A 13,040-nucleotide genomic window follows, 5' to 3' on the forward strand; every position below is an offset into this window, starting at 1 on the left:
TCCAGCGGAACCAGCAAATGTCCAGCGTTGAATCCCAGCCACCGCGCACCCTGTTCGACAAACTGTGGGACAACCACGTGGTCGTACCGGAAAGCGACAGCGCACCGGCGGTGTTGTATGTCGATCTGCACCTGATCCACGAAGTCACCTCGCCACAGGCGTTCACCGAATTGAAGGCGCGCGGACTCAAGCCGCGGCGTCCGGATCGGACCAAGGCGACCATGGACCATTCCACCCCGACCCTGCCCGCAGGTGCGGATGGCAAGCTGGCGTATTCCAGCGCCGCCGCCGAAAACCAGGTCGATACCCTGGCGCGCAACTGCGCCGAATATGGCATCGAGCTGTTCGACATGCAGTCCGAATCACGCGGCATCGTCCATGTGATCGCACCCGAGCTGGGCTTCACCCAGCCGGGCATGACCATCGTCTGCGGTGACAGCCACACGTCCACCCATGGTGCGTTCGGTGCATTGGCCTTCGGCATCGGCACCAGCGAGGTCGGCCATGTGCTGGCCAGCCAGTGCCTGCTGCAGCGCAAGGCCAGGACCATGGCGATCACGGTCGAGGGCGAACTGGCTGCCGGCGTCGGCGCCAAGGACGTGATCCTGCACATCATCGGCGTGATCGGCGTCAACGGCGGCACCGGCCATGTCATCGAGTACCGCGGCTCGACCATCCGCGCCATGGACATGGAACAGCGGATGACCCTGTGCAACATGTCGATTGAAGCCGGTGCCCGCGCCGGCATGGTCGCGCCTGATGAAGTGACCTACCAATGGCTGGCACGGGCACCGCGTGCGCCCAAGGGCGAAGCGTTTACCGCCGCCAGGGCGCAATGGGCGCAGCTGCGCAGCGACGAAGGCGCGCGCTTTGATGTCGAAGTGGCGATTGATGCCGCCGATATCCGCCCGACCCTGACCTGGGGCACCCATCCGGGTACCGCGATTGCGGTCGACGCCCCGATTCCGGCGGCCAATGACGCGGCTGCCCAGAAAGGCCTGGAATACATGCAGTTCAAATCCGGCCATGCGCTGGAGGGCACGCCGGTGGACGTGGTGTTTGTCGGTTCCTGCACCAATGGCCGGCTCAGCGACATGCGCGAGGTCGCGCAGGTGCTGGACCAGCGGCGCGTCCATCCGCGGGTGCGGATGCTGGTGGTGCCCGGTTCCGAGCAGGTCAAGCGCCAAGCCGAAGCCGAAGGCATCGATGCCATCATCCGCGCCGCCGGCGCCGAATGGCGCGAACCCGGTTGCAGCATGTGCATCGCCATGAACGGCGATCTGGTCGCACCCGGACAACTGGCGGTGAGCACCAGCAACCGCAATTTCGAAGGCCGCCAGGGCCCCGGCTCGCGCACGCTGCTGGCCTCGCCGCTGAGTGCGGCCTGGGCGGCGGTCAATGGCCGGGTCAGCGATCCGCGACGGATACCGATGCAGACCCAGGAGGTAGCCTGAGATGGCCGGCTTTGATTGCATCCGTTCCGCCAGCGTGGTATTGCGCGAAACCAATATCGACACCGACCAGATCATCCCGGCCCGGTTCCTGTCAACGACCGAACGCAAGGGCCTGGGCCAGCATGCCTTCAATGACTGGCGCTGGCAGGCCGACGGCACCCCCAATCCGGGTTTCGCCTTCAACCAGCCGCATAACCAGGGGCGCGGTATCCTGCTGGCCGGTCGCAACTTCGGCTGCGGCTCATCGCGCGAACATGCGCCCTGGGCACTGGCCGATCTGGGCCTGAAAGCCATCGTCAGCAGCGAGATTGCCGACATCTTCCGCAACAACAGCCTGAAGAACGGGCTGCTGCCGATTGTGCTGGACGAGGCCGACGTGCAGGCCCTGATGCAGCGTCCGGACGACGAACTACACATCGACATCGACGCGTGCGAACTGCGTACCCCGGATGGCCGCGTCTACCCCTTTCCACTGGATGCCTTTGCCCGCACCTGCCTGATGCAGGGCGTGGACGAAATGGGCTATCTGCTGGCACGCACCCCTGACATCGACACTTACGAGGCACGCCATCATGCAAGCTGACATCGCCGTACTGCCCGGCGACGGCATCGGGCCGGAAGTCACCGCCGTCGCGGTATCCGTTCTCAAATCCGTGGCCCGCCGCCATGGCCACCAGTTTGAATTCGGCCAACACGATATTGGCGGCGTCGCCATCGACAGGCATGGCGACCCGCTGCCGCCAGCCACGCTGCGCGCCTGCCAACAGGCCGATGCGGTGTTGCTGGGTGCGGTCGGCGGGCCAAAATGGTCCGACCCCAACGCCAGGATCCGGCCGGAACAAGGCCTGCTGGCGTTGCGTCGCGGGCTCGGACTGTACGCCAACCTGCGCCCGGTACGGCCGCATGCCGCGGCATTGAACGCCTCGCCAATCAAACCGCACCTGCTGACCGGCGTCGACATCATGGTGGTCCGCGAGCTGACCGGCGGCATCTATTTCGGCGACAAGACCCGTGACGCCGACAGTGCCAGCGACCTGTGCAGCTACAGTGTGGTGGAGATCGAACGGGTAGTCCGCAGCGCCTTCCAGCTGGCCCGCCAGCGCCGCGGTTACCTGGTCTCGGTGGACAAGGCCAACGTGCTGGAAACCTCGCGCCTGTGGCGTGACGTCACCAGCCGCATCGGCCGTGACGAGTTCGCCGACGTGCGCCTGGAACACGTACTGGTCGATGCGATGGCGATGCACCTGCTGTCGAAGCCGCGCGAGTTCGATGTGATCGTCACCGAGAACATGTTCGGCGACATCCTCACCGACGAGGCTTCGATGCTGGCCGGATCGCTGGGCCTGTTGCCCTCGGCGTCACTGGGCGATGGCAAGGTCGGCCTGTACGAACCGATCCACGGCTCGGCCCCGGATATTGCCGGCAAGGGCATCGCCAATCCCTACGCGACCATCCTCAGCTGCGCGATGCTGCTGCGCCATTCGCTGGGCCTGTACGAAGAGGCCGACTGCATCGAACGTGCGGTCGATGGCGCCCTCAACGCCCAGGCCTTCACCGCCGATCTGGCCGGCGGTGCCCGCCCGTTGTCGACCCAGGCCGCCGGACAGGCGGTCATCGAACAGATCCAGGCCCGCTGCTACGTCGCCGAGCTGCGCGACTGAGCACCCGCCCCCCGAACAGACCTGGAACGTCATGCATGTCTTCGCCCCATCCCATCGCTCTCGGGGGATGGGGCTTTTTATTGTCCCGTGTTTGCCGGCGATGCCGCGATGGCCGCTGGCGCCGGTTGCAACGGCAGCAACACTGATACCCGCAGGCCGCCCAAGGCAGGTGAATCATCCAGCGTGATGTGGCCGCCCTGCCGTTGCAGGGCCTGCGCGACGATGGCAAGGCCAAGTCCACTGCCTTCGGCACCGCTACCCAGGCGGCGGTGGAAACGCTCGAACACCCGTTCGCGGTCCGCTGGTGGAATACCCGCGCCCGAGTCTTCGATGACCAGGCGGGCTTGCTGGTCATGCTGGTCGACGGCCACCCTGACCTCGCCGCCCGCCGGCACGTAACGGGCGGCGTTGTCCATCAGGTTGCGCACGATCGCATGCATGGCGGTTGCCGGGGCCAGCAGGCTGACCGGTTGCAGATCCAGCGTAATTGACTTGCCATCGCGTCCCGCCAGCGCCGCCAGGTCACGCTGGTACTCGCGCACGATGTCGTCCAACTGGATCCATGCGTCGGGCTCACCGCTGTCACCGGCTTCCATCCGGCCCAGCGCCAGCATCTGATTGACCAATCGCTCCATGCGCAGGATGCAGGCATCCAGGGCTTGCTGTGATTCGAAGCGGTCGCCGGCTTCATCTGCATGGCGGGCGTTGTACGCATGCACCTTGATCGCCGCCAGTGGGGTGCGCAGCTCGTGGGCAGCGTCGGCGGTGAAGCGACGTTCGCGCTCGAATGCCAGCCGCAGGCGCGCCAGCAAGCCGTTGACGGCTTCGACGATGCCACTGATTTCCTCGGGCACGCCGGCCAGCCGGATCGGTTGCAGGTGATCAGGCTGGCGTTCGGCGACCGCAACGGAAACGCGAAGCAGGCTGCGGCTGGCCCAGTTGACCGCCAGCCACACCACCAGTGCGATGACCGGCAAAGCCAGCAGCAATGGCCATAACGTGCCAAGCGCGATGTCTTCGGCCAGCTCCTCGCGGATCGCCGACTCCTCGCCCGACTGGTACCACAGGCCGCTGGGCGTGCTCAGGGTGAACGTGCGCCATTGCTCGCCCTGCAGGGTCACGGTGCGATAGCCCGGCTGCAACGGCGCCAGTGGCGTCGATGGCCCGCTGTCGGAGCGCAGCAACAGACGGCCGTGGGCATCCCGGACCTGGAACGCAAGCTTGGTTTCGTAGGCATGTCCGGTCTGGAACGCCAGTGCATCGCCAACGCCGCTGGCCCGCCCGTGCCAGCCCTTGACGATGATCGGATTGCCCGGGTGTTCGGCCAGGTCCGACAGTGGCTCGTCGACCAGGCTCATCAACACGCGCGAAGAATGGGCCAGCTTGGCATCGAACATCTCACCGGCTTCCTGCAGGCCGGCGCGATAGCTGAAACCGGCAGCCACCAGCAACACCAGTGAGGTGATCCCAATCAGGGTGACCAGCAGCACGCGACGGATGGAGTTCATTGGCCCTGCCCGGCCCCGCGATCGCCAGCCGACGCTTCAAGCGCATAACCGACCCCACGCAGAGTGCGGATCAAACCCGGGTCGAGTTTCCTGCGCAACGCATGGATATGCACGTCGACCGCGTTGCTGGCGACATCCTCGTCCCAGCCATACAGGCGCTGCTGGGCGAACTCGCGGCTGATCGGGCGTCCACGCGCTTCCATCAGCAGCCTCAGCAACGCGAACTCACGCCGCGGAAGATCCACGCTGGCGCCCTGCCAGCGCACCGCCAGCGTCGCCGGGTCCATGCTCAGTTCGCCCCATTGCAGCAGCGGCGTTGCCCGGCCACCATGGCGACGCAGCAACGCACGCACCCGGGCCAGCATTTCGCTGGTATCGAATGGCTTGCCCAGATAATCGTCGGCGCCGGCATCCAGGCCCAGGGTGCGATCACTGGCCCGTTCACGCGCACTGAGCACCAGGATCGGCACGTCATGACCGGACTGCCGCGCCTTGCGGATGACATCCATGCCGTCGATGCCGGGCAGGCCCAGATCCAGCAACACCAGATCAACGCCGCCGTCGGCTATCGCGGTCAGCGCACTGCCGCCGTCACGCAACCAGTCCACCGAATAGGCGGCGCGGCGCAATGCGGTGCGAATGCCTTCGCCCAGCGAGATGTCGTCTTCGACCAGCAGAATGCGCATGCGGGCCAGTGTGGCGGGCGCATCAGTCGCTTGCAAGATGGTGGCGGACCTCGGCCAGCTTGGCCTCTATTTCCTTGCGTCGCCCGCTGTCGGCCACTTGCCGACCCGCGCGTGGCGGCGCGGCCAGTGCCTTCTGCAGGGCTTTTTCCGCTGCCTGCCACTGCTCCTGGTCACGCTGGAAGTCACCGTAGAAGTAATTGGCATCGATGCCGTCGGGATTGATCGCCAGGCCCTTCAGCAGCATCTCGCGGGCCTTGTCGTCGTCGCCGAATCCCAGCGGCCAGCCGGGCACCTGGTAGTACAGCGCACCCAGGCTGGTATAGGCCGAACCCTCGAGCGCGGCCGGGTCGATCGCAATCGCCTGTTCGAAGTCGCTGCGTGCCCGCTTGACCAGACCGAGCGCGCCAAGCCCCCCTTTTTCGCCAGCCCAGCTGGACAACACGATGCCCTCCCAGATCAGCGTGGAGGCATCCCTGGGGTGCGCGCTTCGGCTGCCTTGCGCCTGCTTGGCCAAGGCCTCGAACGCGGCGGCGCGCTGCGCCTTCGGCAGTTGATAGTTGACCTCGGCCCAGCGGTCGCGAATGGCAACCACGTCAGTCGGCAGCGCGGCAGGCTGTTGCGCCTGCGCCAGCACTGCGGTGCCTGACGCTGCCAGCAATCCCAGCAGCAGGCATGTCTCAAGGACTCGGGGACGTTTCATGATGGGGTTCTCCATGGGACAAAGGGTCGGCGACGGTGGTGCCGGCGTGGCGGCGGACGACCGCCAGTTGTTTGCGCAGGCTGCCGTCGACCAGCGAGGGCAATACGCCGTTGATACGTGCGAACAGCTTTTCAGGCCAGCCGATCTGCAGGCGTCGGTCACCACGCTCGATGGCATCGGCCAGACTGGCGGCGACGACTTCCGGATCGTCCTGGGCGACCTTCAGTTCGTGGTTGAGTGCCTCGACCGCCGCATTGTTGAACGGCGTCCGTGTCGCCCGCGGCGACAGGTACAGGAACTCAACCGGACGATCCGCATACTCGCGGGCCAAGGCTTCGAACAGACCGCGCAAGCCAAACTTGCTGGCGCTGTAGGCCGAGAAGCCGGGGAAACCGAGGCTGCCGAAGGTCGAGCCAATCGCCACCACCGATGCCTGCGGTTGCCGTTGCAGGATCGGCAGCAACGCATTGAGCAGCAGCATCGGCGCGGTCAGGTTGGTTTCCAGCAGCCGTTGCAGATCGGCCTCGCTCTGGCCCTCGAACATGCCGAACGCGGATTGCGCGTGGGCAAGAATCAGCGACGATGGCGTGTGTGCCTGCGCCTGTTCCCGGAGATGCTGGCGCCCCTCGGCGCTGGCAAGATCAGCCACCACCGGCACCACCTGGCCCGAGGGTGCCTGCATCGCCAGTCTTTGCAGACGCTCGCGACTGCGCCCGACCGCCAGTACCGTCGCACCGCGCTTTACCAGTTGCGCGCACAACGCCGAACCGATGCCTCCGCTGGCACCGGTCAACACTACCTGCTTGCCATGCAACCGCATCAGGCGGCCTCCGCCAACCACGCATCGGTCTGGCGCAGGCTGCGGAAAATATCGCCATACAGCTTGTAGAAGCATTTCGCGGCGTGGATCACCGCCTGCTGGTCGTCCGGATCCTCCAGCTGGTTGATCAGGTTCTCGTAGAAGTCGACGTGGCCCACGTCCAGATCGCCATGCGAGAGTAGATAGCTGAAGGCATTACGCGGCAGCCCCAGGCTGGTTTCAATGGTCTGGGCCGCGCGCGTGGCCAGCGCAACGCTGGTGCCTTCCAGCACCAGCACCATGCCGAAGAAGCCGACCGGATTGCGCCGGGCGATGGTGTCGTAGGCATAGGCCACCATCAACTCGGTGGCCATGGCAGGCTGCGACGCGGCGGCCTGCTGGCGGTCGACGCCGCAGGCAACCAGATCATCCAGCACCCATTCCTGGTGCCCGAGTTCTTCCTCGATGTATTCGGCCACCGCCGTACGCAGCCATTCCAGCCGCGCCGGCAGCCGTGAGCCGCACGCCATCAGCAACGGCACGGTGTGACGGACGTGGTGGTAGGCCTGGGTGAGGAACGCGATGTAGTCGGCGCGCTGGATGTTTCCCTGTAATGCATCCTGGATGATCGGTGTGGCGATCATCGACGCGCGCTCGGCCTCGGTGGCCTGCAGCAGTTGCTGGTGAAAAGTCATGCTGGAAGAACTCCTTCAATGGCGGGATCGTCAATGCCGATCCGGTAACAGTCGTCGATGGCGATGGCATGGCGTGCCAGGATGGCGTCGCGTCGCGGCCGGCCGTTGCTGGTCAGCAGCCCGTTGGCCGCGCTGAAAGGCTCGCTGGCCAGCACCACGTCACGTACCCGCGCGTAATCGGGCAGGCCCGCATTGATCGATTGCAGGGCATCGCGCAGCTGCGCGACGCCGGCATCGCGCTGGCGCGGCCAGACGACGGCGACGTTGTAGGGCCGGCCTTCGCCAATTACTACCGCCTGCGCGAACATGGGCTGCTGCAGCAGCTCGCTCTCGACCCATTCCGGTGACACGTTGCGGCCGTATGCGGTGATGAACACATTCTTGCGACGACCGATGATGTGCACGAATCCGTCGTCGTCGATGTATCCCAGGTCGCCGGTCGCCACCGTCTGCGGCCGCACGGCAGGTTCACCCAGATAGCCAAGGTGGGTCTGGCCAGCGACATGGATCTCGCCATCGATGATGCTTACCCGCGCATGCGGCAATGGCCGGCCGACGCTGCCCTGGCGTTGTTCACCGGGGCGGTTAAGGCACACCACCGAGGCGCATTCGGTCAGGCCATACCCTTCGAATACCGGCAGCCGCAGGTGCTCGGCACGCGCGAGCAGCGCCGTGCCGATACGGCCACCGCCGACCGCGATGAACTTGAGCGAAGCTGGCAACGGCGCACCCTGCTCGGCCGCCATCACCAGCGCCAGCAGCAACTGCGGTACCAGGATGATGCTCTCGGGCTGGTAGCGATGCAGGCAGGCAAGCAACTTGCCGATGTCCAGTCCGCTGGCGCCGCTGTAGCCGATCTCCGCCAGTGACGGCACCGCGATGCTGGCGTCGGCAATCAGCGCGGCATAGACCCCGGCCACGTTCTCCAGCAACGTCGACAACGGCATCAGGCACAGGTGGCGGGTTGGCCGCAGCGGGCTGGCGGCATCAGCCAGTGCGGTGGCGACGCCCAGCAGGGCGCTTTCATCCAGGCACACGCCCTTGGGCTGGCCGGTGGTGCCGGAGGTGTAGGTAATGCACACCGTCCCCGTCGGCAGCGCCACTGGTGCTGCATCCAGGCGCAGCAATGACAGACCATGCGACAGCGGCTGACGGTGTCCGGCCGACACTGCCTCGGGCAGCACGTCGCCGTCGGCCAGTATCAGGCAGTCGGCGCCGCTGCTGTGCAAGCCATGCCTGAGCTGGCCGTCGCTGAAGAAGGTTGGCAACGGTATGTGTACCGCGCCCATTCCACGAAGCGCTAGATCCAGTGCGATCCAGGCCGGCCCATTGTCGAGGCGACTGGCAACACGCTGCACACCCGCCTGTTGAAGTTGCGTCGCCAGGCCTTCGATGGCTTCCATCAGTTGCGTGTCAGTCCATTCGTGATCGTTGCCTGATACCTGCACCCGCTGCTGCCTGAGCCCGGCGATCATGCCGGCGAACGTATTCATGCCAGCGCTCCGCCCATGCAGGCCATCAGCGGCACCCGATCCGCGCCAGCGTGGTTGATCCGGGCAAGGTAGGCATGGCCGGCGGCGATGTCGCCCATCATCAGCCGCGGCTGGGTGTCGTAGTAACTGCCCCAGTCACTGTCGTCGGATTGCAGGCACTCCTGCCGTGCCGCGGCCAGTTCGACCGTCTGCAGATGCAGGCGATCGAATGCATTGCGCAGATTGCGGGTCGCGGTGAACAGCACCCAGCGGAATCCGGCCCGGTGCAGCATGCTGGTCAACAGGATGATCACCTGGCGGGCATCGCCGGCACCGAGAGCGGCAAAGTTGCCCACTTCCACCACCTGCTCGCGGGCGACGATGCGTCCGGCGTGCTCGGCGATGGTCTGTTCCGCCGGGCCTTGCAGGTACTGTTCGGTGAACAGCTGGCCTTCGCTTCCACAGCGCAGCCCGATGGCCGCACTCAGCCTGCCGGTGGCGTCACGGAATGCCAGCAGATGGGGCAGGAAATGACGCAACTGCGCGCCGTAGCGATCCCGGTAGACCTGGGCAATCAATGCCTCTACCTCGGACCTGAGTGGATGCGATGGATTGACCCAGATGCACTCCGAAAAGTGGCCGGCAGGGTCGGACGGCGAAGAACCACGCGATGTTTTCATGGCCACATCGTGGCCGCCGAGAATTAAAGCACGATTAGGCGCTTGTTACGCAATTGTAAGTCCCGCATCAATATTCCATTCAACCGCCAACGCACACCGTCGTTGGCTGAACGTCAGCCCACGCAAACCGCTGCCGAGCGGCCTTACTCCGATGTCGGCCGCACCTTGAACCACGCCGCGTACAGCGCCGGCAGGAACAGCAGGGTCAGCAGCGTGGCCACCGTCAGCCCGCCCATGATCGCCACTGCCATCGGCCCGAAGAAGGCGCTGCGTGACAGCGGGATCATCGCCAGCACCGCCGCCAGTGCGGTCAGCACGATCGGTCGGAACCGGCGCACGGTCGCATCCTGGATTGCCTGCCAGCGGTCGTGCCCGGAACGGATATCCTGATCGATCTGATCAACCAGGATCACCGAGTTGCGCATGATCATGCCGGCCAGCGCGATGGTGCCGAGCATGGCGACGAAACCGAACGGAACCCGGAAGATCAGCAGCGCCAGGGTCACCCCGATCATGCCCAGCGGCGCGGTCAGCAGCACCAGTGCCACCCGCGAAAAACTGCGCAGCTGCAGCATCAGCAAAGTGGTCACCACCAGCAGGAACAGGGGCACCCCGGCGTTGATTGATTTCTGGCCGCGCGTCGAGTCTTCCAGGGTGCCGCCGGTTTCCAGCAGGTAGCCGTCCGGCAAGTTGGCGCGGATGTCCTTCAGCGTCGGCAGGATCTGGTTGACCACCGTCGGTGACGTCAGATCATCCTTGATGTCGGCGCGCACGGTCACCGTTGGCAAGCGGTTGCGATGCCAGATGATGCCGTCCTCGAATGCATATTCCAGCGTCGCGATCTGCGATAGCGGGATGTTGCCGCCGTTACTGGTCGGCAGCGCCAGGCTGCCGAGCAGGTCCAGCCGGGTGCGCTCGTCCTGTGGCCCACGCAACAGGATTTCAATCAGCTCGTTGTCCTCGCGATAGGTGCTGACGCGCAGGCCCGACAGCGAACTGACCAGGAACTGCGACAACTGGCTGCTGCTGATGCCCATCACCCGCGCCCGCTCCTGATCGATGTTCAGGCGCACGATCTTGCTCGGCTCGTCCCAGTCCAGATTGACGTTGGCGACATGGCCATTGGCACGGACCTTGGCCGCGACCTGGTGGGCCAGCGCCTGGACCCGGTCGATGTGTTCGCCGGAAACCCGGAACTGCACCGGATAGCCGACCGGCGGGCCGTTTTCCAGGCGGGTGACGCGGAACTGGATATCGTGGAACTGCGGTGCGACTTCGTTGATCAACCAACTGCGCAGACGCTCGCGTTGCCCGGTGTCCTCGGCCAGCACCACGAACTGGGAAAAGTTGGTCTGCGGCAATTGCTGGTCCAGCGGCAGATAGAAGCGTGGCGAACCGGTGCCGATATAGGCCACGTAGTTGCGGATGCCCGGTTGTCGGGCCAGCAGTTTCTCCAGTTGCCGCGCCTGCGCGTCGGTCGATGTCAGCGAACTGCCTTCGGCCAGCTCCAGATCCACCATCAGTTCCGGTCGTACCGAATCCGGGAAGAACTGCTGCGGCACGAAACGGAACAAGGCTATCGAGCCAGCGAACGCCAGCACGGTGATGCCGATGACCAGCCAGCGATGGCGCAGGCAGGCATCGAGCAGGCGGCGGAAGCGCTGGTAGAAGCGCGACTGATACGGATCCCGTTCGTGTTCGCGGTGACCGTGGCCGCCATCATCGGGCATCGGCGCCAGCCAGTCGGCGAACGCCGGATGGCGGTCGGCGGCGCGCTCACGCAGGGCGCGCCAGCGCGCGGCCAGCGATCCCGGTTTCGGTGGCTGTCGCGGATGACCTAGGTCTGGCAGCATCTTGTCGCCGAGATAGGGAATGAACAACACCGCAGCAATCCACGACACCACCAGCGCAATCGTCACCACCTGGAACAGCGAGCGGGTGTATTCACCGGTGCTGGAAGCGGCGGTGGCAATCGGCAGGAACCCCGCCGCGGTCACCAGTGTGCCGGTCAGCATCGGGAATGCGGTCGACTCGTAGGCAAAGCTGGCCGCCTTCATCCGGTCGAAGCCCTGCTCCATCTTGATCGCCATCATCTCGACCGCGATGATCGCGTCATCGACCAGCAGGCCCAGCGCCAATACCAGCGCGCCCAGTGAAATCTTGTGCAGGCCGATGCCGAAGTAATGCATGCCTGCAAACGTCATCGCCAGCACCAGCGGGATGCTGACCGCGACCACCAGTCCGGTACGCACGCCGAGCGAGAAAAAGCTCACTATCAACACAATGATGACCGCCTCGGCCAGCACTTTCACGAACTCGCCAACCGAGGCCTGCACCGCCGCCGGCTGGTCCGAGACCTTGTCCAGCTGCATGCCGACCGGCAGGGTTTTCTGCAATCGCTGGAACTCATCCTCCAGCGCCTTGCCCAGTTGCAGGATGTCGCCGCCATCCTTCATCGCCACCGCGATGCCGATCGCATCCTGGCCCATGAACCGCATCCGCGGCGCCGCCGGATCGGCAAAGCCACGATGGACATTGGCGATATCGCCCAGCTTGACGGTACGACCGCCCGCCTGGATCGGGAACGCGCGCACCTCGTCGACCGACTTGAAAGCACCGGTCACCCGGATCTGCACGCGATCACTGCCGGTTTCAAAAAAACCAGCCGGATTGAGTGCGTTCTGTTCGTCCAGCGCCTGCTGCACCGCGGCCACCGGAATGCCCAGGTTGGCCAGCTTGGTGTTGGACAGGTCAATCCAGATTTTCTCGTCCTGCAGGCCAATCAGCTCGACCTTGGCGGTGTCCGGCACCCGCTGCAGCTGCAACTGGATGCGATCGGCGTAGTCCTTCATCAAGGCGTAATCGAAACCCTTGCCGGTCAACGCGTAGATGTTGCCGAAGGTGTCGCCAAACTCGTCATTGAAGAACGGCCCGACCACCTCGGCCGGCAAAGTCATGCGGATGTCACCGACCTTCTTGCGCACCTGGTACCAGAGCTCGGGCATCTCGCTGGACTTCATCGAGTCGCGGGCGGCAAAGATCACCTGTGATTCGCCGGCACGCGAGTACGAGCGGATGTACTCGTAGTTGCCGGTGGTCATCAGCGCTTTCTCGATGCGCTCGGTGACCTGTCGCGAGACTTCTTCGGCGGTCGCACCGGGCCACACCGTGCGCACCACCATCGCCTTGAAGGTAAACGGTGGATCCTCGGACTGGCCCAGGTGGCGGTACGACCAGGTACCGATGATGGCCAGTGCAATCATCGCGAACAGCACCAGGCTGCGATTGCTCAACGCCCATTCGGAAAGATTGAAACGACGCACGTCAGTGGCTTCCCTGGGCGCGGTCATTGCGCGCGAGCCGGGAGGCGCCACGCTGCCCGCAG

General features: G+C 65.1%; 11 protein-coding genes. 3 read left to right on the plus strand and 8 right to left on the minus strand.

Translation table 11 applies throughout. The annotated features are described in order from the left end of the window. The first annotated feature begins 17 nt into the window (after nt 1-17). From leuC to leuB, 3 genes are read left to right on the plus strand one after another with little or no spacing between them, the layout of a single operon-like run. A complete protein-coding gene (leuC, locus tag ABB29_RS12450; RefSeq protein ID WP_057659566.1) occupies nt 18-1,454 on the plus strand; it encodes a 3-isopropylmalate dehydratase large subunit in 1,437 nt (478 codons plus the stop codon). A 1-nt stretch (nt 1,455) separates the two neighbouring features. Beyond that, nucleotides 1,456-2,037 carry a 3-isopropylmalate dehydratase small subunit gene (gene leuD, locus ABB29_RS12455; protein WP_057659568.1) on the plus strand — a complete coding sequence of 194 codons (582 nt, stop codon included), beginning with the start codon at nt 1,456-1,458 and terminating at the stop codon, nt 2,035-2,037. After that, complete coding sequence (leuB, locus tag ABB29_RS12460; RefSeq protein ID WP_057659569.1) at nt 2,027-3,115, plus strand: 3-isopropylmalate dehydrogenase; 1,089 nt, start codon at nt 2,027-2,029, stop codon at nt 3,113-3,115. The genes leuD and leuB overlap by 11 nt, the downstream gene beginning before the upstream one ends. Nucleotides 3,116-3,192: 77 nt before the next feature. On the opposite strand, the gene ABB29_RS12465 is transcribed toward leuB, so the two are convergent. The 8 genes from ABB29_RS12465 to ABB29_RS12500 all read right to left on the minus strand — a co-directional run bounded on the left by ABB29_RS12465 (nt 3,193) and on the right by ABB29_RS12500 (nt 12,978). Beyond that, nucleotides 3,193-4,602 carry an ATP-binding protein gene (locus ABB29_RS12465; protein WP_057659632.1) on the minus strand — a complete coding sequence of 470 codons (1,410 nt, stop codon included), beginning with the start codon at nt 4,600-4,602 and terminating at the stop codon, nt 3,193-3,195. A gap of 17 nt (nt 4,603-4,619) precedes the next feature. After that, the gene (locus tag ABB29_RS12470) at nt 4,620-5,309 is read right to left on the minus strand and encodes a response regulator (RefSeq protein WP_057659571.1); all 690 of its coding nucleotides are present in this window, start codon (nt 5,307-5,309) and stop codon (nt 4,620-4,622) included. Nucleotides 5,310-5,331: 22 nt separating this feature from the next. Next, complete coding sequence (locus tag ABB29_RS16580; RefSeq protein ID WP_083487866.1) at nt 5,332-6,009, minus strand: tetratricopeptide repeat protein; 678 nt, start codon at nt 6,007-6,009, stop codon at nt 5,332-5,334. Next, the gene (locus tag ABB29_RS12480; protein ID WP_057659573.1) at nt 5,987-6,829 is read right to left on the minus strand and encodes an SDR family oxidoreductase; all 843 of its coding nucleotides are present in this window, start codon (nt 6,827-6,829) and stop codon (nt 5,987-5,989) included. The genes ABB29_RS16580 and ABB29_RS12480 overlap by 23 nt, the downstream gene beginning before the upstream one ends. Beyond that, nucleotides 6,829-7,503, minus strand: coding sequence for an iron-containing redox enzyme family protein (locus ABB29_RS12485; protein ID WP_057659575.1), 675 nt, complete (start codon nt 7,501-7,503; stop codon nt 6,829-6,831). The genes ABB29_RS12480 and ABB29_RS12485 overlap by 1 nt, the downstream gene beginning before the upstream one ends. Beyond that, nucleotides 7,500-8,996 carry an AMP-binding protein gene (locus ABB29_RS12490; protein WP_057659576.1) on the minus strand — a complete coding sequence of 499 codons (1,497 nt, stop codon included), beginning with the start codon at nt 8,994-8,996 and terminating at the stop codon, nt 7,500-7,502. The genes ABB29_RS12485 and ABB29_RS12490 overlap by 4 nt, the downstream gene beginning before the upstream one ends. Continuing rightward, nucleotides 8,993-9,655 carry a thermostable hemolysin gene (locus tag ABB29_RS12495; RefSeq protein ID WP_083487868.1) on the minus strand — a complete coding sequence of 221 codons (663 nt, stop codon included), beginning with the start codon at nt 9,653-9,655 and terminating at the stop codon, nt 8,993-8,995. The genes ABB29_RS12490 and ABB29_RS12495 overlap by 4 nt, the downstream gene beginning before the upstream one ends. Before the next feature lie 143 nt (nt 9,656-9,798). After that, nucleotides 9,799-12,978, minus strand: a complete 3,180-nt coding sequence (locus tag ABB29_RS12500; RefSeq protein ID WP_057659580.1) for an efflux RND transporter permease subunit — start codon at nt 12,976-12,978, stop codon at nt 9,799-9,801. Nucleotides 12,979-13,040 lie beyond the last annotated feature (62 nt).

The organism is Pseudoxanthomonas dokdonensis (genome assembly GCF_001431405.1).
GTDB classification, from domain to species: Bacteria; Pseudomonadota; Gammaproteobacteria; order Xanthomonadales; family Xanthomonadaceae; genus Pseudoxanthomonas_A; species Pseudoxanthomonas_A dokdonensis.

Bases quoted from the DNA above. Each gene is read 5' to 3' on its own strand.
- ABB29_RS12470 (WP_057659571.1), bottom strand. From the start codon at position 5,309: ATGCGCATTCTGCTGGTCGAAGACGACATCTCGCTGGGCGAAGGCATT.
- ABB29_RS12485 (WP_057659575.1), bottom strand. From the start codon at position 7,503: ATGACTTTTCACCAGCAACTGCTGCAGGCCACCGAGGCCGAGCGCGCG.
- ABB29_RS12490 (WP_057659576.1), bottom strand. From the start codon at position 8,996: ATGAATACGTTCGCCGGCATGATCGCCGGGCTCAGGCAGCAGCGGGTG.
- leuD (WP_057659568.1), top strand. From the start codon at position 1,456: ATGGCCGGCTTTGATTGCATCCGTTCCGCCAGCGTGGTATTGCGCGAA.
- leuC (WP_057659566.1), top strand. From the start codon at position 18: ATGTCCAGCGTTGAATCCCAGCCACCGCGCACCCTGTTCGACAAACTG.
- leuB (WP_057659569.1), top strand. From the start codon at position 2,027: ATGCAAGCTGACATCGCCGTACTGCCCGGCGACGGCATCGGGCCGGAA.
- ABB29_RS16580 (WP_083487866.1), bottom strand. From the start codon at position 6,009: ATGAAACGTCCCCGAGTCCTTGAGACATGCCTGCTGCTGGGATTGCTG.
- ABB29_RS12495 (WP_083487868.1), bottom strand. From the start codon at position 9,655: ATGAAAACATCGCGTGGTTCTTCGCCGTCCGACCCTGCCGGCCACTTT.
- ABB29_RS12480 (WP_057659573.1), bottom strand. From the start codon at position 6,829: ATGCGGTTGCATGGCAAGCAGGTAGTGTTGACCGGTGCCAGCGGAGGC.